The sequence below is a fragment of the Effusibacillus consociatus genome, from assembly GCF_042652925.1.
In the GTDB taxonomy this organism is placed as follows: domain Bacteria; phylum Bacillota; class Bacilli; order Tumebacillales; family Effusibacillaceae; genus Effusibacillus; species Effusibacillus consociatus.
This window is the reverse complement of record NZ_JBHSHC010000128.1, coordinates 1-24,400: the sequence shown is the minus strand read 5'-3', so window position 1 is coordinate 24,400 and position 24,400 is coordinate 1. Positions and strand designations below refer to the sequence as shown.

Genomic DNA, 24,400 nt, shown 5'->3' with positions numbered 1-24,400 from the left:
GTCCTGAACATTGGTATTGTGTTTGGGCAAGACAGAAGCCCTCCTTTCATTTCAAGACATCTATATGAAATAAAAAATAAATTGGTTACCAAACCCTGTTCTTTGACGTACAGTAAAAGAGAAACCAATGTGCCAGGTAGGGGGAATCCGAATGCCAGCAATCCTTGGCGCCTTAAAAGTAATCAGTGTCGGTAGCGCTGGAGTGGTTCATATCGGGGATGTTGCCATCATCGCTCCCAAAGCTGCAGCCAAAACTTACGCAGGATCTGGCTCTTTCAATACGGGAGATTTTCCGTCAACATACAGTGTCGTGAGCTCTACAAATACAAACGATCAAGACATTGCGGATGAAAATATAGTGGGACTGTAAAATGGGGAGAACTATGAAAGTTGTACAGACGATTCATATCGGATCAATCACGATTAATACTATAGGGGGGGCGTCCGTTTTGCAGATCGGAAGCAGCGGACTGATCCAGGCGCATTCCGAATCTTATGAGACAACTGAAGTGGTTAAGGAGCCCGGAAGACCGCCTCTGGCACCTCCAATTACAGACACTCCTTCCCTGGAGGATGGTGTTCAAGTGCAGGCTCCTGAAGCCATATTAGGCGGTGAACCTCCCTTAAATGTAGAACAAGAACCCTAGCCTTGAAAAAGGTAGGGTTCTTGTTCGTTAGAATTCATTTTGTCCCCACGTGTCATCGAGACAAAAAGCATATTGACGGGCAGCTTCAAAATACCGCTCCCGGGCTGCAACACATTCCGCCGAATTGTTTCCATAAAGCCTGCAGACACTTGCCCGCTCGGCAGCAAGACGATTGGTGCGAGCCCATTGGGGAAAGCAGGGATCCAGGATACCTAATGGCGGTGCAGGGAGCAGCGCGTAAAACGGATGGTCGAATATCATGAACAAACCCCTTTTTTCAAAGTGATGTATATGCCTACTTTATGATCCATCGATAACCGGCGGTGCAACATGAATCGAAGTTGGACGGATTGCCATACTAAGGCTTGGGGTGATGATTCATGGGGATGGATATTATTCAATTGTTCTGGGAGGTACCGATCATTTTCTTGTCCCTGTTTCTTTTGACAAGAATTGAAGGGAAAAAACAGATCTCTCAACTTACCTATTTTGACTATGTGACAGGCATCACAACAGGTTCAATCGCTGCCGCCGTGCTTGCGGATCAGGAACTGCCTGTGGTAAGAGGGATTGTCGCACTCGTTCTCTGGGCAGCGTTTTCCATTCTTGCGTCCTTGTTGTCGGTTAAGTCCAGAAAAATCCGCAAATGGTCGGAAGGCGAAGCCGTTGCTGTGATTAAAGAAGGCAGGATCTTGGAGAAGAATTTAAAACGTCTGAGGTTGGACGTGGATAATCTGCGGATGCTGCTGCGGGGAAAAAACGTTTTTTCGATCGCGGATGTGGAATTTGCCGTTATGGAGACAAACGGCAGCTTGTCTGTTCTAAAGAAAGCAGAGAAAGAAACCGTAACGCGAAAAGATATGGGACTGCAAGTCCAACAAGCAAAACCCGGAAGGGAAATCATTGTAGGCGGGGTGCTGGATCAGAAGAAACTTGCGGAACTTGGCTTGTCCGAGGCGTGGCTGCAGCAAACACTGCAGCAGAACGGATTTCAGCAGATTGAAGATGTGGGATATATGGAAATTACCGGTGAGGGACAGGTATATATTGATCCTTTAGATAAATAGACCAGGCAAGAATTTCTTTCTCGATCTCCAACAAAGTCTGATAAAGCGGAAGATAATATTCTTTTAAGTCGGGAAACCTTCTCCCCAATTCCGGAATAAATTCGGCCAATTCACGTACTTCATGCAAAGTCAGTGATAGAATGGTTCGGACCTCTACGTCTAATTGAAAGTACATGAGGAATCCGGACAGAAGGATGGCTCTTTCCAGTTTTTGGCCGGCAACTGCAAAATCCCGGAACACGTGTTTCCTGTTTCTTAAATACAGGGCCGTGTCCGGTTTTTTTTCTTCGATTTGTCTCGGTACCGGCGGCACAGCCTGTATCACTCTGAGGTTCCAATTCTGAATTTGTCTGGCCAACTGTAAAATCGGCAAAATCTCCAACACCTCCATTACTTCCTATGTAGAAACGGTGTTCTTGGTGCAAAATCGTACGTCCGCTGGCCGGACATTTTTTATTTTCACCAATAGGCATTTGTCTGCATACGGTAATCACAGGAGGTGGACCGGATGAACAACAATCCGTTTGATTCCTTACGTCAATTGGGACAACTGGGGGAACAGCTGCAAAAAATGTTTGGGGAAGATTTCATGAAATCTGTGATGGGATCGAACACCTCACTTCCTAACATGCCGGGGTTTCAGTCAGCGGTTTCGGGAGCCAATGGGCAGCATTTTCCTTCAGATCCGTTCCAAAATGTTTTTAATTGGTCGGGAGGCAATTATCCCCGGCTTGATCTGTATCAAACCCGCAATGAAGTGGTTGCCGTTCTGGAACTGCCGGGACTTGAAAAGAGCAGCGATGTGAAGGTTTATGTCGAGCCCAACAAGCTGGTGGTGAAAGGGAATCAGAGTCGCCGCTATTCAGGGATCGCAAAAGAACAGTTTCTGATCTCTGAAAGAAGGAATTCCTTTGAAAGGGAAATTGCGCTTCCAGTTAAGGTGCTCGCACGAAAGGCGAGAGCGTATTACCGGCATGGATTGTTAGAAGTGCATCTGATAAAGGACGGAGGCAGCAAAGCGGAACCCAGTGGCAATTCAATCCCAATTGATTTTGAATAGATTGGGGTGAGCGATATATATTCTCCATGGTATGAGGAACTCTTCCAGCTTAAGAAACGACTGGATCAGATCGAGGAAGAACTAAAAAAACTGCGTGAACAGTCAAGAGTCGGCACGATCGAATATCACATTGAGAATTTGACGGTGGAAAGCATTCAGAATGGAATCTTGGATTTGGGGGTTCATATGGGAAACGAAACGGATAAGCGGATTATGTCGGGTGGTGGAGATCAGGAAGCGTCAAACAGGAAGCCGTTGAAGGAAAGAGTGCAGGTGTTGGAAGGTGATTTGCAGGAGGTGAAAGATAAGCTGCAAGGATGGGAAGAACGGCTGCAGACGCTGGAGAAACAAAGCCGGGTGATGGATGAACGGCTCCGTTATCTGGAGGCGATGCATCCATGAATGTAACGTATACAATCAAGATCCTGCAGATCGGTTCCTTAGAGGAAAGCACTTTACAAATCGGAGTCTCTTTGCACGGAGATTCTTGCCAAGATGAAGATGAAAAGGGGAAAAACGACGATAACGGGATCGATCAACAAGAGGAGGGAATCAAGAGCTGACTGCTTGCTTGATTCCCTCGACCCATATTCGAAGAGTTTCACCTATGTAAACCGCCTCCACACGGATTTGATAAGACTGATTATCGACAGTTACAATGCGACCTTCAATCAGATCTGTCACCAATTTCGGGTCCGAATCCAAGAAGCTTAATTCTTTATCCAGGAGTGCACGAGTCCGATTTTTTACATTTTTGACAATCGCAAGTTTCGTAAACTCATCGGGAGCGTTTGCTTCCACTTCAATGGTACGTACTCGCCGGATGCTTTGCCGTTGTCTGTTCAGCAAATCTTTCTTGAGAGAATCAATTTCTTCAAGGAGTTCTTTATTTTCCTGTCTCAATTGGTTTCTTTGCAGGTACAGGTGATCCAGGTCATGCCCCTTAACCGCAACAATAAAGGTTGCCCCTGCAACCATGCCCACGAGGAAAATGGCGATCTTCTCCATCATATCCCTCTCCCCGCGGTAATCCATTTCACCAGATAATATCCGACTTGACAACCCAGAAATGCCGAAACCAGATAGGCGAACTGCTTTGCGACCGAATCAAATTTGAAATCCCACATGCTGTCTCCAATAATTTTCAATGCATCAACTGAACCGCCGATCGCCGCAACCAGCGCCCATATCTTGAGCTGGTCTGCCAATTTGAACATCGTAGCCATCGGAGGGTGATGGGTAAGCATGGCCCCGAGGGCTCCGACCATCGACCCACCGAGCACCATTCCCAACGCTACGCAGAAGTTAAAGATTATCGTCGACAGAAAGCCCATGCCGATTCCCCCTCTGTGAAAACATATGACAAGCCCATCCACAAAATTCCCTAGACAATTTGCACTTCCGATTGTATGATAAGAGAAATAGATTATATCCTACTATTTTTGTAGGAATAGGGGAGGATTAAGGGTGGAAAGAGCTTGGACAAAGGATCCTTCAAAGTTAAATAAATTTGAACTGTACAAGCTGGAAAAAGACGGACTCGATATTTTAAACGACCTGAAGCGTTTTGCGGAGCAAGGGTATGAAGTGGTAACAGAGGACGATCTCAGCCTTTTGAAATGGGCGGGCGTATATGCGCAAAAGCCGAAGTCGGATGGCTATTTCATGATGCGTGTGAAAGTTCCCGGCGGAATCATGAATTCCGATCAGGCGCGTGCACTGGCAGGCGTTGCCCGGGACTATGGACGCGATGTGATTGACGTTACCACCCGTCAAGCGATTCAGTTCCATTGGCTGACTGTACAAAGCCTTCCGGATATTTACGAACGTTTGGATAAAGTGGGGCTGACTCCAATTGAAGCTTGTGGCGACTGCCCTCGCGCGATTATTGGGAATCCGCTGTCGGGCATTGATCCGAATGAACTGTTGGATGCGAGCCCGATCGTCGAGGAAGTTCATACATTCTTCCACATGAATCGGGATTTCTCGAACCTGCCGCGGAAATATAAAATCTCAATTTCCGGAAACATGTACAATACCGGGCATGCGGAAATCAATGACCTGGCGTTCACTCCGGCTGTCAAAGAAATTGACGGAGAAGAAGTGAAAGGCTTTCATGTAATGGTTGGCGGTGGATTGTCTGCAAAACCACACTTGGCCAAGAAGCTGGATATTTTCGTTCGTCCGGAAGAAGTGTTGAAAGTGGCGATTGGCGTAACAACAATCTTCCGTGATCACGGATATCGCGAGAAGCGTCATCATGCCCGCTTGAAGTTTTTGGTGGCTGATTGGGGTCCGGAGAAATTCCGTGAAGAATTGTTGAAACTTACCGGTCCTCTCCCAACTCAAGGCAAAGACATGACGCTTGGATGGAGTGCGAGCTATTTCTACGGCGTGCATAAGCAGAAACAGCCTGGCTTAAACTATGTTGGATTGTCCGTTCCGGTGGGGCGTCTCTATACCGAAGAAATGGAAGAATTGGCCCGACTTGCGGATAAATACGGAAACGGTTCCATCCGTACCTGTAACTCGCAAAACCTCATCCTGGCTAACATTCCGGATGAGAAAGTGAACGAGTTGTTGGAAGAACAGCTGTTAAAGCGTTTAACTCCATTCCCGAAGCCGTTTATGGCCTATGCTGTGTCTTGTACGGGGAATGAATATTGCAACCTCGCGCTTGTGGAAACTAAAGAGCGCATGCGTTCAGTTGCCGAATATCTGGATCAACACGTAGCACTGGACACGCCAATTCGACTCCATATGATTGGCTGCCCGAACTCTTGCGGTCAGCAGCAAATTGCCGATATCGGCATGCAGGGGTCTCTGACCAAAGTTAACGGTGAAATGGTGGAAGCCTACGATCTCGCTGTCGGGGGTATTCTCGGTCCGGATGCTCAATTTAACACGAAGTTGAAAGGCCGTGTTCCGGCAGACAAACTCCCGAATGCAATCGCACATCTTGTCAAATTTTATAAGGAAAGCAGACAAGAAGGCGAATCCTTCCACTCCTTCGTGAAGCGTCTGGGTGTTTCTGCATTCCAGGAAAAGCTGGAAGAGTTTTTGGCAGTAACGGTGTAAGAAGGAAAAATTTCAACTATAATGAAGAGACCATACACAGCCATGATTTACCGCTGTGATGGTCTTTTGCTTTTACTCGAAAGGATGACTGTTGTGAATCCGAAGCTCATCATCTATCTGGTCGCTTTTGCCGCATTCCTTGGACCATTTACGCAAACGATATACGCCCCGATTTTGCCTGAAATTCAATCAGACTTTCGGACTTCCCAGTTTCTTGTCAACATGAGCATCTCGATTTTTACGATTGTATTGGCTGTTATGCAAATTGTTTATGGACCGCTGACGGATCGCAAGGGACGGCGAAAAGTCCTGCTGCCGGGAATTGCACTGTATATCCTCGCTTCCATAGGGTGCGCCTATTCCGATTCGATTCATCAATTGCTTGTGTTTCGGGCAATTCAGGCAGCGGGAATAGCTGCAGGCTCCGTCGTAGCCACGACAGTCATCGGAGATTTATTTGAAGGGAAACTGCGGGGAAGAGCAATGGGCACCTTTCAAATGCTCGTAGCTTTAGGGCCGGTGGCAGGACCGGTGATTGGAGGATTCGTGGGCGGCCGATTCGGCTATCAAGGAATATTTGTCGTGCTGGCAGCAGCCGGCGTCCTTATGTTTGCAGCCAATTTTCGCTATCTTCGAGAAACAAAGCCTGAAGGGGGGGCAGGGGATTCCTTCCAAATCCGTGACTTTCTTTCCATCCTGGTTCATCCCACCGGGTCGGCCGTAATCCTGTTGGGATTCATTCAGTATTACACGTTTTATAACTTTCTTGTGTTTCTGCCCGATATTCTTGACCGTTATTATAAATTGTCGGCCGAGGGAAAAGGGATGGTGTTTTTGCCTTTGTCCCTGATGCTGGTTGCAGGAAGTTTTCTGGGAGGCAGGCTGCAGGAAAGAGTTGATGCACGGAAGGGTCTGATTGCTACATCTTTCTTCAATGTCATGGCGATCGTGTTGTTTGTTTTTGTTTCGAAATTTTCACTTGCGCTTCTGGTTGCAGGCATTTTCCTGTTTGGACTCTTCTTTGGTCTTTCCCTGCCGGTTCAAACCACATTATTGACCGAACCGTTTCTTCGTCAGCGTGCCACCGCGATTGGTGTCTATAATTTCTTCAGATATATGGGGATGGCCGCCGGTCCTTTGATCGGAAGTTTCTTATACCGATGGGGGGAGATCCCTCTGCTGTTCGGTTTTGCTGCAGCTGCCTTCGCCGGAATCGTACTGTTTGCCCGGAGACAACTGCTGACTGCCGGGCATCTTTCGGTTTCCTCAAGCGGAAAGTAAGCGAGTAAATTTCCCGATGGAGGACTCGTTTATAGATTCTGCTTGATTTTCTGCAGCAACTGTTCGGGCGAGTATGCTTCTATCAATTCGCCATCGACAATCGCAAACGGAATCAAAAAACAAGCGTTGCAGCGGTCGAGACACGGATGAATGACGAGCTCGACGTCCGGAAATACAGCATGGATTTGATCAATCAGTTGTCGAGCTTCGTTCGTTTCGCAAACCTCAATGATCATCCGCTGCATACCCCCATCCCATTTGATTCCTTCGTTGGTCAGCGTCAGCAGGTTGTGTGCTTGATTACTTAATTGGTCAGCGATTGTATGGGGGCCGGAATACGCCCTCCCCGCCTTGCAAACCCTTGTGAGGAGAACGGGATCATTTCCATCACAGGAGCCCTTCCCAATAATCCGCCAAACTCTACCATTTGACCAGCTGTGGCACCGGGAACAGGAATCACGCGAACGGCCGTTGTTTTTTTGTTGATCATCCCGATTGCCATCTCATCGGCAATCAAACCGGACAGCGTTTCGGCAGTCGTGTCGCCGGGAACGGCTATCATGTCAAGTCCCACCGAACAGACGCAGGTCATCGCTTCGAGCTTGGAAAGACTCAACGCTCCGGCTTCGACTGCCGCAATCATTCCATTGTCCTCGGACACCGGGATAAATGCTCCAGATAGTCCGCCTGGGTACGAAGTAGCCATCGCGCCGCCTTTTTTCACCGCATCGTTCAGCAGAGCCAATGCGGCAGTTGTGCCATGTGTACCGCATCGTTCCAATCCCATAGCCTCCAAGATCTGTGCAACACTGTCGCCCATGGCGTTTGTCGGAGCGAGGGAAAGGTCAATGATGCCGAAAGGTACGCCGAGTTCTGCAGCCGCTTTTCGGCCTGCCAATTCTCCCACACGGGTGATCTTGAATGCGGTGCGTTTGATCGTTTCCGCTATCGTGCCAAAATCGGCGCCATTTTCCAACCGTTTCAAAGCGGATAGGACAACTCCCGGACCGCTGACTCCCACGTTGATGACAGCATCAGGCTCCCCGAACCCATGAAAGGCACCCGCCATAAAAGGGTTATCCTCGACCGGATTGCAGAACACAACCAGCTTGGCGGCTCCAATTCCGCTTCGATCGGAAGTCTGTTCTGCGACGTCTTTGATAGTTCGTCCCATCAGGTACACTGCGTCCATGTTGATCCCCGCTTTGGTGGACGCGACGGATACGGAGGAACAGACCCGATTTGTCCTGGAGAGGGCATCGGGCAGTGATTGGATCAACGCCTGGGCAGAAGGAGTCATTCCTTTGTGAACAAGGGCCGAGTACCCACCCAGAAAATCGACTCCCAGCTCTGCGGCCGATTCATCCAATTGCATGGCGATTTCAACATAGCCATCCTTATCAAAACCGGGGAGTGCGTGGGCGATTGGAGTGACCGAAATTCTCTTGTTTACCACCGGTATTCCAATCTCTCGTTCAATGCTTTGAACGACTGGAACCAGACGGGATGCATATCGAAGAATCTTGTCCCGCACCCGGTTTTTTGTCGCAGTTAATGTATCGGCACGGCAATCATCGAGGTGAATTCCCATGGTGACAGTTCGAATATCAAGATGCTCCGTTTCGACCATGCGAATGGTTTCCAGTACTTCCTGTTCCGTATAGCTCATGCTCTCACCCCGCTTAAATCCGGTGCATCGAGCGGAACAACTCTTCGCTCTGCACGGTAATTTTAACACCAAGCCCAAGGCCTACTTCATCCAGAATCGATTGCAGTTCCTGAATCGAACAAACCGATTGCTTCAGATCGGCTACCAGGATCATCGTAAAGAATTCCCCGACAATTGTCTGCCGGATATCAAGAATGTTGACCTTATTGGTGGCCAATGTTTGGGTAACCCCGGCAATAATACCGATTCGGTCAATCCCTACAACTGTGATCAATGCTCGTTGTTCCATGGTGTCTCTCCTTATCATGTGCTTGTTATGAAAAAAAGACCATTCAAGCGAATGGTCAAAGAAGCCACGAATAGAAAACGTCTGCAGAAGACGACTGAAGTCCGTGCACTCCTCTGTCCTTTTGCCTGAGAGTTTCGCGTAATCGCTTGCCCCTTCGGCGCCCTGAGCAGGGTCTCTCCAGAGGTTCGTCCCGTAACGGTTGACCGAAATGTGCGGTATTTCCGAAACGTTCATCCGACCTGATTGCATACTACCAGTCTCTTTGCTGTCCGTCAATCAAATCTTATTCCCTTAGAATGGGCGGAAAATCATATTTTCAATTTTTACCGGTTGGGATATAATAAAAGCAAATCAACACGAATGAGATTTCACGGAACTGAATAGGTGCGGATGACTGCTGTGGGAGAGACCGAACAACCGTTCGGCACCGAAGGGGCAAGTCCCAAAAATTCCTTGGGACCAATCTCTCAGGTAAAGAGGACTGCAGCGGGACGCCACTCTGGAGAGAGCCATGAGCCACCAAAGGGGAAAACTCCCGGAAGACGAAGGGAGTTAAACTTTCCGGTAAAAGGACAGAGAAGGGTAGAAACTCTACCCTTTCCTGTCCTTGTTGTATTTTGAAGGACAGAGAGGGTAGATCATTCTACCCTTATTCTGTCCTTCTTTTCTTTAGTCGATATTTAAAATCCTGCGTCGTTCTGGAGGGGTGTTGGTATGGAATACAACAGTTGTTTCGACATTATTGGTCCAATAATGGTAGGCCCGTCGAGTTCTCATACCGCCGGTGCGGTAACGATTGGAAATTTTGTATATCAGATTCTGAATGGAGTACCGGATCGGGTAGAAATTACATTCTTCGGCTCTTTTTCTCAAACCTACAGAGGACATGGCACGGATAAAGCAATTATTGGCGGATTGTTGGGGATGGGCACCGATGATTTGAGAATCAAACAGGCGTTGGAGTTGGCTGAGGAGCATGGCATGAAGATGATGTTCAGGCTGGAAGAAGAATGCCCCTATTTTGACCATCCCAACACCGTTCTCATCCGGGCGGAAAAGGGGAAAGAGTCTGTCGTGGTGGGGGGTGTATCCCTGGGGGGAGGACTCTCCAAGGTGTTCTTGATTGATGAAATTCAGGTTGACATTCCTTTGAATGCGCCCCGTTCAGTTGTTCTTCACAAGGGAAATCTAACACGCAAGATACATTTCAGGTGAGGTAGGTGAATACAGCATGGATTTTAAGTCGATGGCGGAGCTCCTGGATCACTGCGAACGGAAAAAAAGGAGCATTGCCGAAGTCATGCTCGATGTGGAAGCAAGCAAGACAGGCCGCTCCAAGGCAACCATAATCGAAATGATGAAGCAGCGTCTGATGAAAATGAAGGACGCTGTTGATGCAGGAGTGTCGGACCGATCAACGGCGCCAAGCGGAATCTCCGGCGGAGATGCCTGCCTGATGGGACATTATAAGGACAAAGGCGAGTACCTTTCGGGAAGCTTTATTGTCGATGCGATGCGTTTCTCGTTTGCCACTTCCGAAACCAATGCCCGAATGGGGGTAATCGTTGCGACTCCGACCGCCGGAGCAGCGGGGATTCTTCCCGGATGTCTGTTCTCCCTGCGTGAGAATGCCGGACTCTCTTACGAGAAGTTGGTGATGGGATTGTTCACCGCAAGCGCTCTCGGGTATGTAATCGCCAACCGGGCGTTCATATCGGGGGCGGCGGGAGGATGTCAGGCGGAAGTGGGATCTGCCACCGCGATGGCCGCGGGAGCCATTGTCGAATTAAAGGGCGGAACGCCGGTTCAAGCAGTTAACGCCACAGCGATTGCCCTGAAATCCATGCTGGGGCTGGTATGTGATCCGGTTGCCGGACTCGTGGAAGTTCCCTGTATCAAACGAAATGTCATCGGGACGGCGATCGCTTTTTCCGCTGCAGACATTGCCTTGGCGGGTATCACAAGCCGCATTCCCTGCGATGAGGTGATCGCCGCAATGTACGAGATCGGAAAGAAAATGCCTGTCACATTGCGGGAAACGTCCTTGGGTGGATTGGCAATGACACCAACGGGGAAAGAGATCAAAGATCGGATACTAAAAAAGGAATCGTTTTAGAAGGCGCCGGGTTCGAGAAATCAATCGTTTGTCCCCAAAATGTATCATTTCACAATGCAGTAGAAAAATATTTGGGACAGTACAACGAAAGGATGTTGCGAATATGATTATCGGCGTGCCAAAAGAAATTAAAAACAACGAAAACAGGGTTGCCCTCACTCCTGCGGGTGTGGAAGTCTTGAAAAGCAGCGGTCATGACGTGTATATCGAACAATCCGCCGGTCTTGGAAGCGGTTTTCCGGATGACGAATACCGACAAAAAGGGGCTCAGATCCTTGACACGGCTGCAGAGGTATGGGCGAAGGCGGATATGATCATGAAGGTCAAAGAGCCGCTCCCGGAGGAATACGGGTATTTTCGCAAGGGATTGATCCTCTTCACCTATCTGCATCTTGCCCCTGAACCGGAACTGACGCGAGCATTACTCGAGAAGGAAGTCATTGCAATCGCTTATGAGACCATTCAACTGGATGACCGCAGTCTGCCCCTGCTGACTCCCATGAGTGAAGTCGCGGGACGGATGTCGGTTCAAATTGGGGCTCAATTCCTTGAGAAACCGTACGGCGGAAAAGGGGTTTTGCTTGGCGGAGTTCCCGGGGTGCCGCCCGCGGAAGTCGTCATCATCGGCGGCGGAGTGGTCGGTACGAACGCAGCAAAAATGGCATTGGGAACGGGCGCAAGAGTTACCATTCTCGATGTGAATCCCGATCGTCTCCGCTATCTGGATGACATTTTCGGGGGACGTGTGGCAACCGTGATGTCAAACTCCCACAATATCGAGGAGGCGGTTCGCAAGGCGGATCTGTTGATTGGCGCGGTCCTCATTCCGGGAGCCCGAGCTCCCAAACTGGTGAAGGAATACATGGTAAAAGGAATGTCCAAAGGTTCGGTAATTGTCGACGTGGCCATTGATCAGGGTGGATCGATCGAAACGATCGACCGGGTGACGACCCATTCGGAACCGACCTACGAAAAGCATGGCGTAGTTCATTACGCTGTTGCGAATATGCCCGGGGCGGTTCCGCGAACCTCCACCCTCGCCTTGACGAATGTCACACTGAGTTACGCCCTGCAAATTGCCAACAAAGGCTACAGACAGGCGATTTCCGAAAATAGGGCCCTTGGCCGCGGCGTAAACATTATATACGGCAAAGTTACGTATGAAGCGGTGGCCACCGCGTTGGGACATAAGTATGTCCCTCTTGATCAGGCACTCCGTGAACAAGTGTTTGCGTGAGCTTCCGTTGAACCGCAACACCCCCTGCCATCCGTTGTGTGGCGGATCGCAGGGGGTGTTCTTTACAGCTCGTGATAAATAAAAGCAAATCGTTGGGCGTGTTCCATTTCGTCCGTCATGGCTTCAAAAAATACATCTCGAATCGCGGGAATTTGAGTCGCAAGATACATCTCCCGGTACAGCTCAGCTGCTTCCAGTTCATGATCAAACGCTGTTCTTATCCCCTCTTTGTAACTTTCAAAGGCTGTTTCGGTGATCCCAACGGGTGCCTCTCTTCCGGTCAACTGGTGATACAAAGCAGTAAACATTTTATAATGCTTAATTTCGTCATCATGCGCATGTTTGATAGAAGCACGTTGTCTCTCATCCGGTGCCATGTTCATCAATTTCGCATAGAAACGGACCGCCTCAGCCTCGCCGTTGATTGCCTTTTCCAAATTGGACAGAAATGCGGCATAGTCTTTAAAGCCCGCTGTTTGCATTGTGCCGCCCATCTGCCTGACTGTCAGGTAATAAGGATACATGAACCACGCCTCCCAGGTAATATGCCCTAATAAGGTATGCATTCCCCGGCGCGTTTGCTCTTGTTCGGCTTCGGAACAGGATTATGATTCACAGTAAAAAGAACGATGCCTGTCAGCAGGACGATACCACCTGTCACCTGTTGGAAGGACACAATCTCGCCAAAGACGAAATAGGCGAGAATGGAAGAGCCAACTGCTTCACCAAGTATACTGACAGATAAGACGGAGGCCGGGATCCAACGAATTACCCAATTAAAGATGGAATGCCCTAATAATGTGGGGAAGATGGCGAGACAGACAAACCATAACCAGTCGATCGGCTGTGGCGAGAGAATGCTCCCTCCCCCCGAAAGGACATATACGAACAATGCAATCGTACTGATACTATACACCAGGAAAGTATACGTTGCAGAGTCGGCCCGGGTCCGAACATGCTGCCCAATCAGCCAATAAATCGACACCAGAAACGCAGAAAACAGAGCTAAGAAGTCTCCGAAAAGAATGCTGGTTCCGGAAGAGAAATCCCCCCACCCAATGACGATCGAGCCAATGATGGCCAGAATCCCGCCTAACCAGGAGTTCCGTGACATACTCTCTTTGAATATCCAGATCGAGCCTATAAAAGTAAAAAGAGGCTGCAAGGACACAAAAACGACTGAACTGGCGACTGAAGTATACTGAAACGACGCAAACCAGGTGACGAAGTGAAAAGCCAGAGCGATTCCAGAGACTAAACAAAGCCAGTAGTCACGTTTGTTCAGGGATGCAAGAGACCTCAGGACTGTTGATCGGATTGACAATAGAAAAGGGACCATCAACACGACGGTAAAAAGCAGTCGAAAGGAAGCGGTCAATCCCGGGGAGGAAGAAGACAGCTTAACAAAGACTGCAGATGATGAAACCGATACAACAGCGATTAGCAGCGCTAAATAAGGTGGAAAAGCAGGTTTGTCCGACATGGGTAAACTCCTGTTCTAGAGTCCGTATTGTTTCATCTTATAGTACAAAGAACCGCGGGAAATCCCCAACAAACGGGCGGCGCTTGCTTTATTCCCCCTGGTTCGCTTCAATGCGTCTTCAATTTTTGAACGTTCCATTTCTTCAGACAACGTCGGTAATGGCAAAGAGCCTTCCGCGAGATCCGCCAATGTGACCAGCCGAATGGCAGGAGGCAAGGTATCAAGTGTGATTTGAGCCCCATTTGAGACAATTGCCAAATGCTCCATTATATTGCGCAGTTGCGGCAAATTACCCGGCCAATGGTATGTGGTCAAGGCCGCCATCACCTCTGAAGTAAGGCGGGGGGCCGATTTTCCGATCACCTGTGCCGATTCGCTGAGAAAGAGGTGACAAAGTTCCGGCAAATCTTCTTTTCGTTCGCGCAAGGCAGGAACCGACAGTGAATGAAAAGCGTAATAGAGTTCTTTTAGAAACAGGCCTTTTGAGACCATCTCTTCAAGATTGGCAGTGGACGATGCCACTATATGACAGCGTAACGGAAGCGGGAGGGTTCCCCCAATCCGATAAAATTGACCTTCGCTGAGGGTTTGGGCCAATTTTGATTGCGTAGACAACGGCAATACGTGAATGTTCTTGAGATAGAGGGTTCCGTCAATGGCAAGCTCAAATTTTCCGGGGCGTTCCTCCTGATTCCCGCCAAAAGCTTTCCCATCATAGCCGAACAGTTCGGAGTCCAAGAGGCCACTGGGGATTGAATCGCAGCTGATTGACAGAAAAGGGCCGGAACGCTTCCCTGCATGGTGTGTCATTTTGGCTAAGGTTTCCTTTCCTACACCGGTCTCTCCGGTAAGCAAAAACGAATACGGCTGTTCGGAAGTCTGGGTCAATAACTGAATCACCTGCTGCATGGAACTGTTTCGATTGACTAGCGGATAATCTGAATGCGCATGAATCCGGTCATCGGGTTTGCTGTAGAGTTCTTCGCTTAATTTCACGGTATGTGTGATGTCTTGCTCAATGGCGATCGCACCAATTAATTCGCCGTCTTTATCGTAAATGGGAACAGCGTTAATGAAAACGTGCTTGTCAGGACGGGGGTTATGATAAACCTGATGAACCGGACATCCCGATTCCATCACCTGAAACAGCATGACAGATCCTTTCTGAAAGAATTCTCCGATTTTTTTGCCGACGATTTGGTCCTTTTGAATCCCATAGATTCTTTCGGCAACATTGTTCCAGTAGAGAACGGTTCCATCTCGATCCACACCGGTCACAGCGTCATTAACCGAATCGAGCAGCACATCAAAATACGCTTTCATTTTGCTGTCTATGGTTCCCATGATTATCACCCACCTCTAAACTATCAATATTATTACAAGTTTTTGTATAAAAGTGCAAATTAGTGGTTGTCGAAATAGATGGGTCTAGTGTAGAATTAGCTCGTCGGTGTTCAAGATTTAGACACATTATAACAAAAACGTCTAATTTTAAACACTGAAAATTTTTTGACAATCACCTAACGGCTGGTAGTTTGGTGGAAAGCTCTTTATCTATTAAGGGGGTCTTACAGAAATGAAAGTATGGAGAAAAGCGGGTCTTGGACTGTCGATCGCATCTTTGCTCGCACTTACTGCTTGTGGTTCAGGAGGTTCTTCAGGTGGTCAGGGCGGTGCCTCCAGCAGCGAAATCTTAGTTGGTGTACAATCGCCAACCACCGGATCGGAAGCGAAGATGGGGCAGGACATTAACAATGCGGTTCAATTGGCCGCTGATGAAATCAATGAAAAAGGCGGTATCAACGGGAAGAAAATCAAGCTAGTGTTTGCAGATGACGCATGCGATCCGCAAACGGCCACTGCAGCTGCCAATAAGCTGGTTTCGCAAGGAGTTGTGGCAGTGGTGGGAGGATATTGTTCAGGTGCTACGCTGCCGGCTTCCGGCGTGTATCACAATGCGGGAATTCCGATGGTGGTAACTGCAGCTAACTCGGCAAAGATTCCCGCTCAAGGGTATAAGGAAATCTTCCTTACAAACGGAACTACCGTTCACCAAGCTGAAGCGGCGAGTGAGCACATGTTGAAAGCACTCGGTGCGAAGCGAATCGCAATTGTCCATGACAATTCGGCATTTGCCAAGGATCTGGCAGAGATCACAAAGAAAGCTGTTCAGGAGAAAGGCGGAGAAGTGGTTGCGTTTGAAGCGGTCAACCCGGAAGAGAAAGATTTTACCAGTCTGCTTACTAAACTAAAGAGCGCAAAGCCTGATGCGACATATTGGACCGCTTATTATGCGGCTGGCGGGCTTTTGATTAAACAATTTAAGCAATTGGGTGTTCCCGGTGCAATCGGCGTAGGAGACGGTGCAAACGACAAAACTCTGATTGATATAGCAGGAAAACAAGCGGCTGAAGGAACATTCGTAACAACCAGCCCTACACCGGAATTCATCCCTTCCGCCAAATCGTTTACAGATTCCTATAAAGCCAAGTTCAAAGGGGAACCGGGACCTTATTCCGCTCTCTCTTATGACGGAATGCGTTTGTTGGCGGATGCAATTGCACGTGCGAACACAACAGATAAAGCTGCCATTGTGAAAGCCCTCAAAGAAACAAAAGGTTTCAAAACCTTTGGCGGTGACATCTCCTTCAAAGAAGATGGCACACTGGAAAAATCCAACTTCATTGTCATACAGGTGAAAGACGGTAAGTTCTCACTGCCCAAATAAGTATTGAAGTCAGCAGGAATCCCGGGGGGACCCGGGATTCATTACTGCCAAAGCGCAAATGGAAAGGAGTGGAACAATGGACATCCTCGTCCAACAACTGACGAATGCATTGGTGATAGGTTCATTCTATAGCTTGATTGCTCTTGGCTATTCGATGGTATACGGAATTATAAAACTATTAAATTTTGCTCATGGGGATTTGTATATGGTTGGGGCATTCGCCGGCTTCACCGTGTTATCGTTTTTCACGGGTGAAACAGGAGTGCTCGGAATCGCGGTTGCATTTTTCGTTGCGATGATTGTCACGGGACTTTTGGGGATGGGGATTGAACGGATTGCCTATCGTCCGTTATTGTCTTCATCACGTCTCACAATTCTTATTACAGCGGTTGGCGTTTCGTTAGTGCTCGAAAATGGGGTCATGCTTCAAACCGGACCAAGTTTCAAGGTGTTTCCGAATCAACTCCCTATAACGGGGTTCCAACTTGCAGGAGCAACTGTTACGTATTCACAGGTCGGACTTATCCTGCTGTCGGTTCTTCTTATGATCGCTTTGCAGTGGTTTGTCCATGGAACTATGTATGGAAAGGCCATGAGAGCTATTTCAATTGATCAGACAGCGACTTCGCTCATGGGAATTCCGGTACATCGGATTATTAGCATGACGTTTTTTATCGGTTCTGCATTGGCGGCAGCAGCCGGTATGATGGCAGGACTGTATTACGGACAGATCAGTTTTATGATGGGGTTTATCGTAGGTTTGAAAGCCTTTACAGCAGCTGTAATTGGAGGTATCGGGAGCATTCCGGGCGCGATGCTTGGAGGACTGGTCCTTGGTCTGCTTGAAACATTTGGAACGATCTATGTAGGCGGCGAATGGAAAGATGTATTCGCATTTGCCATTCTGATTCTCATTCTAACTTTGAAACCGACAGGATTGCTCGGGGAAAAAGTAACGGAGAGGGTGTAGGATGAGGAATAACACGAAGCTTGTCAATCTTGTTGCGTTGGTTGGTTTGGCCATTCTTTCGTTTCTATTGCCTTTGGTGAGCAACAACTACTGGATGGATGTGGCGACCATGGCCCTTTTTTATATCGTGCTTGCGCTGGGCCTTAATATAGTTGTTGGGTACGCAGGGTTGTTGGACCTCGGATACTCCGCTTTCTTTGCGGTGGGTGCCTATACCACGGGGATACTGATGACAGAGTACAAGGTATCTTTTTGGATTGCGTTTTTGTTGGCAGGAGTGCTGGCGGGATTGGTTGGCCTTATTATTGGGGCTCCGACTCTTCGCCTGCGCAGTGACTATCTGGCGATTGTAACTCTCGGTTTCGGGGAGATTATTCGGATTTCCGCAAAGAACCTGGAGATTACAGGCTCCGCTTCGGGGATCTTCGGGATTCCGCGGCCGCAGATCTTTGGTTATACGCTTTCGAACATAACAGACTTCTACTATGCGATGCTGCTGCTTGCAATTCTTACTTTGTTCGCTGTCTATCGTCTTGGACAATCGAGAATCGGCAGGGCATGGCAATATATTCGGGAAGATGAAGACGCAGCGGAAGCTCTGGGAATCAATCGGGTCCGGATGAAGCTTCTTGCTTATGCGATCGGTGCAGTTTTTGGCGGACTTGCGGGCTCTTTGTTCGCTGTGAAAATGTCGGCGATCGCCCCGGAAAGTTTTAATTTTATGCAATCCGTGATGATCCTGCTCGCAATTGTACTCGGCGGACTTGGCCGTTTGCCTGGGGTTGTGCTTGGCGCCGTACTGGTAATCATACTGCCTGAAGCGATGCGGAATTTCTCGGATTGGCGATTCCTGTTATTCGGGCTGGCTTTGATTCTGATGATGCTGTTCCGTCCGCAGGGTTTATGGTCGGCTCGCAAGGACGTACTGGCGGAAGAGAATTAGAGGGGGTGTTACGATGTCGATTCTGAAAGTGAATCACCTTACCTTACGGTTTGGAGGTCTGACCGCTGTTAACGACTTGAGTTTTGAGATCCCGGAACGGGCGATCATGAGTGTAATCGGGCCGAACGGGGCGGGCAAAACATCTGTTTTTAACATGATTACCGGTTTCTATAAACCAACGAGCGGTGAGATTCTTTTTGACGGAACCAATGTTGTCGGCAAGAAGCCAAGTCAGATCACGCAAATGGGAATGGCTCGCACATTCCAAAATTTGCGTCTGTTTCCATCGCTGTCGGTGCTGGAAAACGTGATGAGCGGAATGCACAGCAAAACATCACAAGGAGTGATTGGTGCGCTCTTCCGGACACCTGCTCAAAAGCGGGAAGAAGAATTGATTCGTTCAGTGGCTGAGTCCTGTATGGAGTTTGTGGGAATCACTCAGTATGCCGGCCGGTTGGCGAAAAATCTGCCCTACGGGATTCAGCGTTACGTCGAAATTGCCAGAGCGCTTGCAACCAAGCCAAAATTACTGCTGTTGGATGAACCGGCTGCCGGATTGAATCACAGTGAAAAACTCGAATTGATTCAACTGATCAAACGGATTCGCGAAGAGTTTAATCTTACGGTAGTTTTGATTGAACATGACATGGGGTTGGTTAATCGGGTGTCGGAGAGAATCGTAGTGCTCAATTACGGACAGAAGATCGCGGAAGGGACTCCTGCCGATGTCCTCAACAATCCGCTTGTAATTGAAGCCTACCTCGGGAAGGAGGAGGATGCGGTATGAGTAATGTGCTGGAACTCTCCCAAGTGGATGCGTATTATGGAAAGATCCAGGCGCTGAAAGGGATTGCTCTTTCGGTGAAGCAAGGCGAAATCGTCACCTTGCTCGGAAGTAACGGTGCAGGCAAAAGTACCACACTCAAAACGATCTCCGGATTGGTCCGTGCCCGAAACGGAAGCATTCGCTTTATGGGGGAAGAGATTAGCAAGCTCACCCCGCATGAGATTGTGGAACTCGGAATTGTGCACGTACCGGAAGGACGTCGCATCTTTACTTCGATGTCCGTTACCGAAAATCTGGAACTGGGTGCTTTCACGAAACGAAAAGATCCGAAGTTCATCAAACGGACACTGGAACACGTATTTGAACTGTTTCCGCGGCTGAAAGAGCGGAGAAATCAAAAAGCGGGTACGTTCTCCGGCGGGGAACAGCAGATGCTGGCAATTGGCCGGGCGATCATGAGCGATCCCAAGCTTCTTATGTTGGATGAACCTTCGATGGGGCTGGCACCGATTGTGGTGCAGGACATTATGAAAATTATCAAAAAGATCAATGAACAGGGCACGACCGTCCTGCTCGTCGAACAGAACGCCAAAGCTGCGCTGAAATTGGCTCATACCGGTTATGTGATTGAGACGGGCCAGATTACGATGCACGATCGTGCCGAGAAACTTCGGGAAGATGACAGCATTATCAAGGCCTATTTGGCACATGCGTAAGCTGTTACGTGAGTCCGTACTTTCGCATTTTATTGTATAAAGTGCCGCGTGACATCCCAAGCAGCTTGGCAGCCGCTGCCTTGTTTCCGTACGTGGTCCGCAGCGCGTTGTGGATCCGCTGGAGTTCCGATTCGGTTCCCCCTTGCTCGTCCGGGGGGCGATGGACGGGGGCTGCAGTCGGAACTTCCGAGTCTAAACGAGGCACTTGAATCGATAAAGGCAAATGGTCGCGGCGGATGCAGTCGTCTTCGGTCAGAATCACCAGACGTTCAATCACGTTTCGAAGCTGACGAATGTTCCCGGGCCAGGAGTAATTCATTAAAGTCACGATCACTTCCGGTTCGAAGCGTGGGATCGGTTTGCCGTGCTTTACGGCCATTTCCCTGGTGAACAGCTGGATCAGGTCGGGGATATCCTCGACGCGATCCCGCAACGGCGGGATTTCAAGCGCGACGACATTTAGACGATAGTACAGGTCCTCACGAAATGCACCTTCCGCAATACGTTCTTCCAAGTTTCGATTCGTTGCCGCAATGATGCGGACATCTACTTGAACAGGTTCGGTCCCGCCTACCCGGTAAAACTGCCGCTCCTGTAACACACGTAATAATTTGACCTGCATTTCAAGCGGGAGCTCACCAACCTCATCGAGAAAAAGGGTCCCTCTGTGTGCCAACTCCAATTTGCCGGGTTTGCCTTTGCGGTCTGCTCCTGTGAAGGCACCTCCCTGGTAACCGAACAATTCGCTTTCAAAGAGGGCGGCGGGAATCGCTCCACAATTGATTGCTATAAAAGTATGTTTGGAACGGGAACTCGCCCGGTGGATCGCATGGGCGAACAGTTCCTTTCCGACGCCCGATTCTCCGGAGATCAAGACGGTCGCGTCAGTCGGAGCTACCCTTCGGGCAACCCGGATGGAGTGGGAGATAGCCGGACCGCTTCCTTTAATTCGGTAAAACGGGTCATCGGTAGGGGCGTACCGAGTGATCTCCTCTTCAAGTGTACGCAGCTGAGAAGTGGTTGTAAAAAGCTCGTTCCCAAGTCGAACCAGCTTGGTGACATCCTGCTCGGATGAGATGGCTCCGATGATTTCGTCTCCTGCAAGAATGGGCGATGTATTAACCAGCACATGGGTTCCCGGACGAGGTTCGTGGTAGGCCTGCCGAATCGGCCGGCCTTCATCAAGAATCTGGGCAATCATCAAGGAATTCCAGCCAAAATCCGAAATGTTCTTGCCGATGATCTCGGATGCCGGAATATCATACAAGTCTTCGGCTGCCCGATTCCAATGAATAACGGTGCCCTTTGAATCAACGATGGTGATCGCTTCGTTCACGGTATCAAGCAATGTCTTGAGAATGTAATCGGATTGGGAAACTTGCATCGTCTGAACCTCTTTTCACTTCCTGAAGGTGTATAACATCCATACAGGTATTGTACATGTTGTGGCAGATTTGATCAAATCTGTTCAATGTTAAACATAATTCGCAGTATTTTGAACATATATGTTCATTTTCGATGGGGAATTGTCCCCGATTTACTTCCGAATCCATTCATCTTTAGTTGGCACGGGTTTTGCATAACTGTTTTGCATAAATATATAGAGACAGCACGTGATCTACCGACATCAAGAAAGGGGAGTTTTTCTTGGAACAGTTAATGCGTGATACCCTGCTTTTTTTGTCCAAGAATCGGGCTGCGAATAAGGCAGCGAAAAAATATGGTCTCCGGTTTGGAGCCAACAGGTTTGTAGCAGGAGAGACAATTGAATCCGCTATTCGGGCGGTGCGAGAGCTAAATAAACAGGGGATTGTCGCTACGCTCGATCATTTGGGTGAATTTGTCTACAGCAAGGAAGAAGCAATTGAGTCGGCCGACTATTGCATCAAGACGTTAGATGCGATTCATCAATCGAAGGTAAAGTCCAACTTGTCTCTGAAGATGACGCAGCTTGGTCTGGATATCTCAAAGGACTTGTGCATGGACAACATGCGCCGAATCCTCGACCGCGCAAAAGAATACGGCAACTTTGTGCGAATTGATATGGAAGATTACGCCCATAACGAGATTACGATGGACATATTTAAGGAATTGCGGCGGGAATACGGCGCGACTGTCGGATTGGTGATTCAGGCATATCTGTACAAGGCAGAAGCTGATATTGACGATTTGAACCAGTTCAAGCCGAACCTTCGTCTGGTAAAAGGCGCTTACAAGGAATCGCCGGAAGTCGCGTTTCCAAACAAGGAAGATGTAGACCGCAACTTCATCAAGATCATCGAAAAGCATCTTTTGTACGGCAACTATGCGGCGATTGCGACACATGACGAAAAAGTAATTGAACATGTGAAGAAATTCGTCAAAGAACATAATATCCCGAACTCCCAGTTCGAATTCCAAATGCTTTACGGAATTCGGGTTCAACTCCAGCAGCAGCTGGCTAAGGAAGGTTATACAATGCGTGTTTATGTGCCTTATGGGAACGACTGGTATGGCTACTTCATGCGCCGTTTGGCAGAACGCCCGGCGAACGTTGGCTTCGTGGTGAAGTCCATGTTTAAAAGGTAGCCGCCATTTCTATACACAATTTTGAGAGCCTGGGGAGGAGTTAGAAAATGATCGAATTTCGCAATGAACCGTTCACAAATTTTGCCGTTCCTGCAAACAAAGAAGCGATGCAAACCGCACTTGCAAAGGTAAAAGCTGAACTTGGCAAGGAATACCCGCTGGTGATTGGCGGAGAAAAGATTTTTACCGAGAAAAAAGCAAAATCGCTCAATCCCGGGAATTTGGATGAGATTGTGGGAATTCAGTCCCAAGCGGACAAGAGCTTGGCGGAGAAAGCAATCCAGGCTGCCCTCGAAACATTTAAGACCTGGCAGTATGTAGACCCGCGCGAGCGTGCAGGGTATCTGTTCAAAGCGGCTGCCGTGATGCGCCGCCGCAAGTTTGAGTTCGCCGCCTGGATGGTCTATGAAGTAGGGAAAAACTGGGCAGAAGCGGATGCAGACGTTGCAGAAGCTATCGATTTCATGGAGTTCTACGGCCGCGAGATGATTCGCTTGGGCGCTCCGCAGCCTTTGGTGCCGCTTGAGGGTGAAGATAACCAGTTGTACTATATCCCGTTGGGTGTCGGAGTGGTGATCCCGCCCTGGAACTTCCCATTGGCCATCATGGCCGGCATGACTACGGCAGCGATTGCATCGGGCAACACCGTACTGCTGAAACCGGCTTCCACTTCGCCGATTATCGCTGCGAAGTTTGTCGAACTGATGGAGGAGATCGGACTCCCTGCAGGTGTGATCAATTTTATCCCGGGTTCCGGATCGGAAATCGGCGATTTTATCGTGGAACATCCGAAGACCCGCTTCGTATCGTTCACCGGATCGCGTGACGTTGGGCTCCGGATCAACGAACGCATTGCAAAAACGGCCGAGGGACAGATCTGGATCAAGCGTCTGGTTGCGGAAATGGGCGGCAAAGATGCAGTGGTAGTCGATGCGTCAGCCGATCCGGAAGAAGCCGCAACCGGAATCGTGCAATCCGCTTTTGGTTTCCAGGGCCAGAAATGCTCCGCTGGCTCCCGTGCGATTGTACACAAAGATTTGTATGATGTTGTCCTGCAAAAAGTAATTGAAAAAACAAAGGCGCTGCAGGTGGGGCTGCCGGAAGAGAACTATGCGATCGGTCCGGTGGTGGACGAGAACGCGTATAATAAAATTCTTGAATACATCGAGATCGGGAAAGGCGAAGGCCGTTTGGTTGCAGGCGGCGGAAAAGCCGAAGGCAACGGGTACTACATCCAGCCGACGATCATTGCCGATGTGAAGGAAGACGCACGGATTATGCTCGAAGAAATCTTCGGTCCGGTCTTGGCCGTATATAAGGCCGACAGCTTCGAAAAAGCGATTGAAGTATTCAACAATACGGAATATGGCTTAACCGGGGCGTTGTACAGCAACAACCGGGAACACCTTGAATACGCCCGCAAGCACATGCACTGCGGAAACCTCTACTTCAACCGGAAATGCACCGGTGCACTTGTAGGAGTTCACCCGTTTGGCGGATTCAATATGTCGGGTACCGACTCCAAAGCGGGCGGCCGGGATTATCTGCTGCTCTTTACACAGGCGAAAGTCGTGTCGGAGCGGTTCTAAGATTCTAGAATAAATGCGAAGCCCCTGTAGAGAGTATCTATAGGGGCTTTAGTTATCTGCAAATGTGGTGGGTCCCTTCACAGGGGCTTTTCTTTTATCGCTCCTTAAATTGCAAGAATAAATGCAACAACACACGATAATCCATAATATGTAAGATTAAACGACCGATTTT

The 24,400-nt window shown here is 48.9% G+C and carries 29 protein-coding genes and 2 riboswitches; of the genes, 18 read left to right on the top strand and 11 right to left on the bottom strand.

The features are described 5' to 3' along the window. Positions 1-151 precede the first annotated feature (151 nt). Both ACFO8Q_RS18660 and ACFO8Q_RS18655 read left to right on the top strand, forming a co-directional pair. Positions 152-370 (top strand): spore germination protein, encoded by a 219-nt coding sequence (locus ACFO8Q_RS18660; protein ID WP_380027826.1) that lies wholly within the window; start codon positions 152-154, stop codon positions 368-370. A 13-nt stretch (positions 371-383) separates the two neighbouring features. Next, entirely contained in the window at positions 384-647 is a 264-nt protein-coding gene (locus tag ACFO8Q_RS18655) for a spore germination protein GerPB (protein WP_380027824.1), read from the top strand. Positions 648-674: 27 nt separating this feature from the next. Here ACFO8Q_RS18655 and ACFO8Q_RS18650 read toward each other — a convergent pair whose 3' ends face one another. Next, positions 675-908: a hypothetical protein gene (locus ACFO8Q_RS18650; RefSeq protein ID WP_380027821.1), complete on the bottom strand. Its 234-nt coding sequence runs from the start codon at positions 906-908 to the stop codon at positions 675-677. Positions 909-1,027: 119 nt separating this feature from the next. Here ACFO8Q_RS18650 and ACFO8Q_RS18645 point away from each other — a divergent pair, with 119 nt between their 5' ends. Further along, positions 1,028-1,714: a DUF421 domain-containing protein gene (locus ACFO8Q_RS18645; RefSeq protein WP_380027818.1), complete on the top strand. Its 687-nt coding sequence runs from the start codon at positions 1,028-1,030 to the stop codon at positions 1,712-1,714. On the opposite strand, the gene ACFO8Q_RS18640 is transcribed toward ACFO8Q_RS18645, so the two are convergent. After that, the gene (locus ACFO8Q_RS18640; protein WP_380027816.1) at positions 1,671-2,099 is read right to left on the bottom strand and encodes a hypothetical protein; all 429 of its coding nucleotides are present in this window, start codon (positions 2,097-2,099) and stop codon (positions 1,671-1,673) included. The two genes, ACFO8Q_RS18645 and ACFO8Q_RS18640, sit on opposite strands and share 44 nt — an antisense overlap. Positions 2,100-2,222: 123 nt before the next feature. On the opposite strand from ACFO8Q_RS18640, the gene ACFO8Q_RS18635 reads away from it, so the two are divergent. Genes ACFO8Q_RS18635 through ACFO8Q_RS18625 form a run of 3 tightly spaced genes read left to right on the top strand, consistent with a single transcriptional unit; the run spans position 2,223 to position 3,337 of the window. Then, positions 2,223-2,774, top strand: coding sequence for an Hsp20/alpha crystallin family protein (locus ACFO8Q_RS18635; protein WP_380027814.1), 552 nt, complete (start codon positions 2,223-2,225; stop codon positions 2,772-2,774). 6 nt (positions 2,775-2,780) lie between these two features. Further along, positions 2,781-3,176: a hypothetical protein gene (locus ACFO8Q_RS18630; RefSeq protein WP_380027811.1), complete on the top strand. Its 396-nt coding sequence runs from the start codon at positions 2,781-2,783 to the stop codon at positions 3,174-3,176. Then, the gene (locus ACFO8Q_RS18625; RefSeq protein WP_380027808.1) at positions 3,173-3,337 is read left to right on the top strand and encodes a hypothetical protein; all 165 of its coding nucleotides are present in this window, start codon (positions 3,173-3,175) and stop codon (positions 3,335-3,337) included. Before ACFO8Q_RS18630 ends, ACFO8Q_RS18625 begins: the two co-directional genes overlap by 4 nt. On the opposite strand, the gene ACFO8Q_RS18620 is transcribed toward ACFO8Q_RS18625, so the two are convergent. Beyond that, positions 3,327-3,785, bottom strand: a complete 459-nt coding sequence (locus ACFO8Q_RS18620) for a hypothetical protein (RefSeq protein ID WP_380027806.1) — start codon at positions 3,783-3,785, stop codon at positions 3,327-3,329. The two genes, ACFO8Q_RS18625 and ACFO8Q_RS18620, sit on opposite strands and share 11 nt — an antisense overlap. Continuing rightward, positions 3,782-4,108 (bottom strand): YtrH family sporulation protein, encoded by a 327-nt coding sequence (locus tag ACFO8Q_RS18615; protein WP_380027804.1) that lies wholly within the window; start codon positions 4,106-4,108, stop codon positions 3,782-3,784. The genes ACFO8Q_RS18620 and ACFO8Q_RS18615 overlap by 4 nt, the downstream gene beginning before the upstream one ends. 133 nt (positions 4,109-4,241) lie before the next feature. On the opposite strand from ACFO8Q_RS18615, the gene ACFO8Q_RS18610 reads away from it, so the two are divergent. Both ACFO8Q_RS18610 and ACFO8Q_RS18605 read left to right on the top strand, forming a co-directional pair. Continuing rightward, positions 4,242-5,852, top strand: a complete 1,611-nt coding sequence (locus ACFO8Q_RS18610; protein WP_380027802.1) for a nitrite/sulfite reductase — start codon at positions 4,242-4,244, stop codon at positions 5,850-5,852. Positions 5,853-5,936: 84 nt separating this feature from the next. After that, positions 5,937-7,133, top strand: coding sequence for an MFS transporter (locus ACFO8Q_RS18605; RefSeq protein ID WP_380027915.1), 1,197 nt, complete (start codon positions 5,937-5,939; stop codon positions 7,131-7,133). Between the two features lie 29 nt (positions 7,134-7,162). On the opposite strand, the gene ACFO8Q_RS18600 is transcribed toward ACFO8Q_RS18605, so the two are convergent. From ACFO8Q_RS18600 to ACFO8Q_RS18590, 3 genes are read right to left on the bottom strand one after another with little or no spacing between them, the layout of a single operon-like run. Further along, on the bottom strand, positions 7,163-7,378 hold the full coding sequence (locus ACFO8Q_RS18600) for a DUF1450 domain-containing protein (protein WP_380027800.1): 216 nt from the start codon (positions 7,376-7,378) through the stop codon (positions 7,163-7,165). Positions 7,379-7,437: 59 nt separating this feature from the next. Next, a complete protein-coding gene (locus tag ACFO8Q_RS18595) occupies positions 7,438-8,802 on the bottom strand; it encodes a PFL family protein (RefSeq protein WP_380027797.1) in 1,365 nt (454 codons plus the stop codon). A 13-nt stretch (positions 8,803-8,815) separates the two neighbouring features. Then, positions 8,816-9,091 carry an ACT domain-containing protein gene (locus ACFO8Q_RS18590; RefSeq protein ID WP_380027794.1) on the bottom strand — a complete coding sequence of 92 codons (276 nt, stop codon included), beginning with the start codon at positions 9,089-9,091 and terminating at the stop codon, positions 8,816-8,818. A 103-nt stretch (positions 9,092-9,194) separates the two neighbouring features. Beyond that, positions 9,195-9,282: riboswitch (glycine riboswitch) on the bottom strand. Positions 9,283-9,481: 199 nt separating this feature from the next. Then, positions 9,482-9,585, top strand: a riboswitch (glycine riboswitch). 220 nt (positions 9,586-9,805) lie between these two features. Between ACFO8Q_RS18590 and ACFO8Q_RS18585 the strand changes: the two genes are divergently transcribed. From ACFO8Q_RS18585 to ald, 3 genes are all read left to right on the top strand, one after another. Further along, positions 9,806-10,306, top strand: coding sequence for a serine dehydratase beta chain (locus ACFO8Q_RS18585; protein ID WP_380027792.1), 501 nt, complete (start codon positions 9,806-9,808; stop codon positions 10,304-10,306). A 16-nt stretch (positions 10,307-10,322) separates the two neighbouring features. Further along, complete coding sequence (gene sdaAA, locus ACFO8Q_RS18580) at positions 10,323-11,207, top strand: L-serine ammonia-lyase, iron-sulfur-dependent, subunit alpha (RefSeq protein ID WP_380027790.1); 885 nt, start codon at positions 10,323-10,325, stop codon at positions 11,205-11,207. A 103-nt stretch (positions 11,208-11,310) separates the two neighbouring features. After that, positions 11,311-12,444 (top strand): alanine dehydrogenase, encoded by a 1,134-nt coding sequence (gene ald / locus ACFO8Q_RS18575; protein ID WP_380027788.1) that lies wholly within the window; start codon positions 11,311-11,313, stop codon positions 12,442-12,444. A gap of 62 nt (positions 12,445-12,506) precedes the next feature. On the opposite strand, the gene ACFO8Q_RS18570 is transcribed toward ald, so the two are convergent. The 3 genes from ACFO8Q_RS18570 to ACFO8Q_RS18560 are packed head-to-tail and all read right to left on the bottom strand — an operon-like array spanning position 12,507 to position 15,271. Next, positions 12,507-12,968 (bottom strand): ferritin family protein, encoded by a 462-nt coding sequence (locus ACFO8Q_RS18570; RefSeq protein ID WP_380027786.1) that lies wholly within the window; start codon positions 12,966-12,968, stop codon positions 12,507-12,509. A 26-nt stretch (positions 12,969-12,994) separates the two neighbouring features. Beyond that, a complete protein-coding gene (locus tag ACFO8Q_RS18565) occupies positions 12,995-13,927 on the bottom strand; it encodes a DMT family transporter (protein ID WP_380027783.1) in 933 nt (310 codons plus the stop codon). Positions 13,928-13,942: 15 nt separating this feature from the next. Next, complete coding sequence (locus ACFO8Q_RS18560) at positions 13,943-15,271, bottom strand: sigma-54 interaction domain-containing protein (protein WP_380027781.1); 1,329 nt, start codon at positions 15,269-15,271, stop codon at positions 13,943-13,945. 232 nt (positions 15,272-15,503) lie between these two features. On the opposite strand from ACFO8Q_RS18560, the gene ACFO8Q_RS18555 reads away from it, so the two are divergent. The 5 genes from ACFO8Q_RS18555 to ACFO8Q_RS18535 all read left to right on the top strand — a co-directional run bounded on the left by ACFO8Q_RS18555 (position 15,504) and on the right by ACFO8Q_RS18535 (position 20,071). Further along, positions 15,504-16,655 carry a branched-chain amino acid ABC transporter substrate-binding protein gene (locus ACFO8Q_RS18555; RefSeq protein WP_380027779.1) on the top strand — a complete coding sequence of 384 codons (1,152 nt, stop codon included), beginning with the start codon at positions 15,504-15,506 and terminating at the stop codon, positions 16,653-16,655. Between the two features lie 76 nt (positions 16,656-16,731). After that, on the top strand, positions 16,732-17,625 hold the full coding sequence (locus tag ACFO8Q_RS18550) for a branched-chain amino acid ABC transporter permease (protein WP_380027777.1): 894 nt from the start codon (positions 16,732-16,734) through the stop codon (positions 17,623-17,625). 1 nt (position 17,626) lies between these two features. After that, positions 17,627-18,568, top strand: coding sequence for a branched-chain amino acid ABC transporter permease (locus tag ACFO8Q_RS18545; RefSeq protein WP_380027775.1), 942 nt, complete (start codon positions 17,627-17,629; stop codon positions 18,566-18,568). A 13-nt stretch (positions 18,569-18,581) separates the two neighbouring features. Next, positions 18,582-19,355, top strand: a complete 774-nt coding sequence (locus tag ACFO8Q_RS18540; RefSeq protein ID WP_380027773.1) for an ABC transporter ATP-binding protein — start codon at positions 18,582-18,584, stop codon at positions 19,353-19,355. Next, a complete protein-coding gene (locus ACFO8Q_RS18535; protein ID WP_380027771.1) occupies positions 19,352-20,071 on the top strand; it encodes an ABC transporter ATP-binding protein in 720 nt (239 codons plus the stop codon). The genes ACFO8Q_RS18540 and ACFO8Q_RS18535 overlap by 4 nt, the downstream gene beginning before the upstream one ends. Positions 20,072-20,075: 4 nt before the next feature. Here the strand turns inward: ACFO8Q_RS18535 and ACFO8Q_RS18530 are convergent, their stop codons facing one another. Beyond that, a complete protein-coding gene (locus tag ACFO8Q_RS18530; RefSeq protein ID WP_380027769.1) occupies positions 20,076-21,455 on the bottom strand; it encodes a sigma-54 interaction domain-containing protein in 1,380 nt (459 codons plus the stop codon). A gap of 263 nt (positions 21,456-21,718) precedes the next feature. Between ACFO8Q_RS18530 and ACFO8Q_RS18525 the strand changes: the two genes are divergently transcribed. Both ACFO8Q_RS18525 and pruA read left to right on the top strand, forming a co-directional pair. Then, complete coding sequence (locus tag ACFO8Q_RS18525; RefSeq protein WP_380027767.1) at positions 21,719-22,639, top strand: proline dehydrogenase family protein; 921 nt, start codon at positions 21,719-21,721, stop codon at positions 22,637-22,639. Positions 22,640-22,686: 47 nt separating this feature from the next. Further along, positions 22,687-24,228 (top strand): L-glutamate gamma-semialdehyde dehydrogenase, encoded by a 1,542-nt coding sequence (pruA, locus tag ACFO8Q_RS18520; protein WP_380027765.1) that lies wholly within the window; start codon positions 22,687-22,689, stop codon positions 24,226-24,228. The last annotated feature ends 172 nt before the right edge of the window (positions 24,229-24,400 follow it).

Excerpts from the sequence above, each read along its gene's own strand:
- ACFO8Q_RS18660 (WP_380027826.1), top strand. The coding sequence starts at position 152 with ATGCCAGCAATCCTTGGCGCCTTAAAAGTAATCAGTGTCGGTAGCGCT.
- ACFO8Q_RS18655 (WP_380027824.1), top strand. The coding sequence starts at position 384 with ATGAAAGTTGTACAGACGATTCATATCGGATCAATCACGATTAATACT.
- ACFO8Q_RS18650 (WP_380027821.1), bottom strand. The coding sequence starts at position 908 with ATGATATTCGACCATCCGTTTTACGCGCTGCTCCCTGCACCGCCATTA.
- ACFO8Q_RS18645 (WP_380027818.1), top strand. The coding sequence starts at position 1,028 with ATGGGGATGGATATTATTCAATTGTTCTGGGAGGTACCGATCATTTTC.
- ACFO8Q_RS18635 (WP_380027814.1), top strand. The coding sequence starts at position 2,223 with ATGAACAACAATCCGTTTGATTCCTTACGTCAATTGGGACAACTGGGG.
- ACFO8Q_RS18625 (WP_380027808.1), top strand. The coding sequence starts at position 3,173 with ATGAATGTAACGTATACAATCAAGATCCTGCAGATCGGTTCCTTAGAG.
- ACFO8Q_RS18620 (WP_380027806.1), bottom strand. The coding sequence starts at position 3,785 with ATGATGGAGAAGATCGCCATTTTCCTCGTGGGCATGGTTGCAGGGGCA.
- ACFO8Q_RS18615 (WP_380027804.1), bottom strand. The coding sequence starts at position 4,108 with ATGGGCTTTCTGTCGACGATAATCTTTAACTTCTGCGTAGCGTTGGGA.
- ACFO8Q_RS18605 (WP_380027915.1), top strand. The coding sequence starts at position 5,937 with ATGACTGTTGTGAATCCGAAGCTCATCATCTATCTGGTCGCTTTTGCC.
- ACFO8Q_RS18600 (WP_380027800.1), bottom strand. The coding sequence starts at position 7,378 with ATGCAGCGGATGATCATTGAGGTTTGCGAAACGAACGAAGCTCGACAA.
- ACFO8Q_RS18595 (WP_380027797.1), bottom strand. The coding sequence starts at position 8,802 with ATGAGCTATACGGAACAGGAAGTACTGGAAACCATTCGCATGGTCGAA.
- ACFO8Q_RS18590 (WP_380027794.1), bottom strand. The coding sequence starts at position 9,091 with ATGGAACAACGAGCATTGATCACAGTTGTAGGGATTGACCGAATCGGT.
- ACFO8Q_RS18585 (WP_380027792.1), top strand. The coding sequence starts at position 9,806 with ATGGAATACAACAGTTGTTTCGACATTATTGGTCCAATAATGGTAGGC.
- sdaAA (WP_380027790.1), top strand. The coding sequence starts at position 10,323 with ATGGATTTTAAGTCGATGGCGGAGCTCCTGGATCACTGCGAACGGAAA.
- ald (WP_380027788.1), top strand. The coding sequence starts at position 11,311 with ATGATTATCGGCGTGCCAAAAGAAATTAAAAACAACGAAAACAGGGTT.
- ACFO8Q_RS18570 (WP_380027786.1), bottom strand. The coding sequence starts at position 12,968 with ATGTATCCTTATTACCTGACAGTCAGGCAGATGGGCGGCACAATGCAA.
- ACFO8Q_RS18565 (WP_380027783.1), bottom strand. The coding sequence starts at position 13,927 with ATGTCGGACAAACCTGCTTTTCCACCTTATTTAGCGCTGCTAATCGCT.
- ACFO8Q_RS18560 (WP_380027781.1), bottom strand. The coding sequence starts at position 15,271 with ATGGGAACCATAGACAGCAAAATGAAAGCGTATTTTGATGTGCTGCTC.
- ACFO8Q_RS18555 (WP_380027779.1), top strand. The coding sequence starts at position 15,504 with ATGAAAGTATGGAGAAAAGCGGGTCTTGGACTGTCGATCGCATCTTTG.
- ACFO8Q_RS18550 (WP_380027777.1), top strand. The coding sequence starts at position 16,732 with ATGGACATCCTCGTCCAACAACTGACGAATGCATTGGTGATAGGTTCA.
- ACFO8Q_RS18545 (WP_380027775.1), top strand. The coding sequence starts at position 17,627 with ATGAGGAATAACACGAAGCTTGTCAATCTTGTTGCGTTGGTTGGTTTG.
- ACFO8Q_RS18540 (WP_380027773.1), top strand. The coding sequence starts at position 18,582 with ATGTCGATTCTGAAAGTGAATCACCTTACCTTACGGTTTGGAGGTCTG.
- ACFO8Q_RS18535 (WP_380027771.1), top strand. The coding sequence starts at position 19,352 with ATGAGTAATGTGCTGGAACTCTCCCAAGTGGATGCGTATTATGGAAAG.
- ACFO8Q_RS18530 (WP_380027769.1), bottom strand. The coding sequence starts at position 21,455 with ATGCAAGTTTCCCAATCCGATTACATTCTCAAGACATTGCTTGATACC.
- pruA (WP_380027765.1), top strand. The coding sequence starts at position 22,687 with ATGATCGAATTTCGCAATGAACCGTTCACAAATTTTGCCGTTCCTGCA.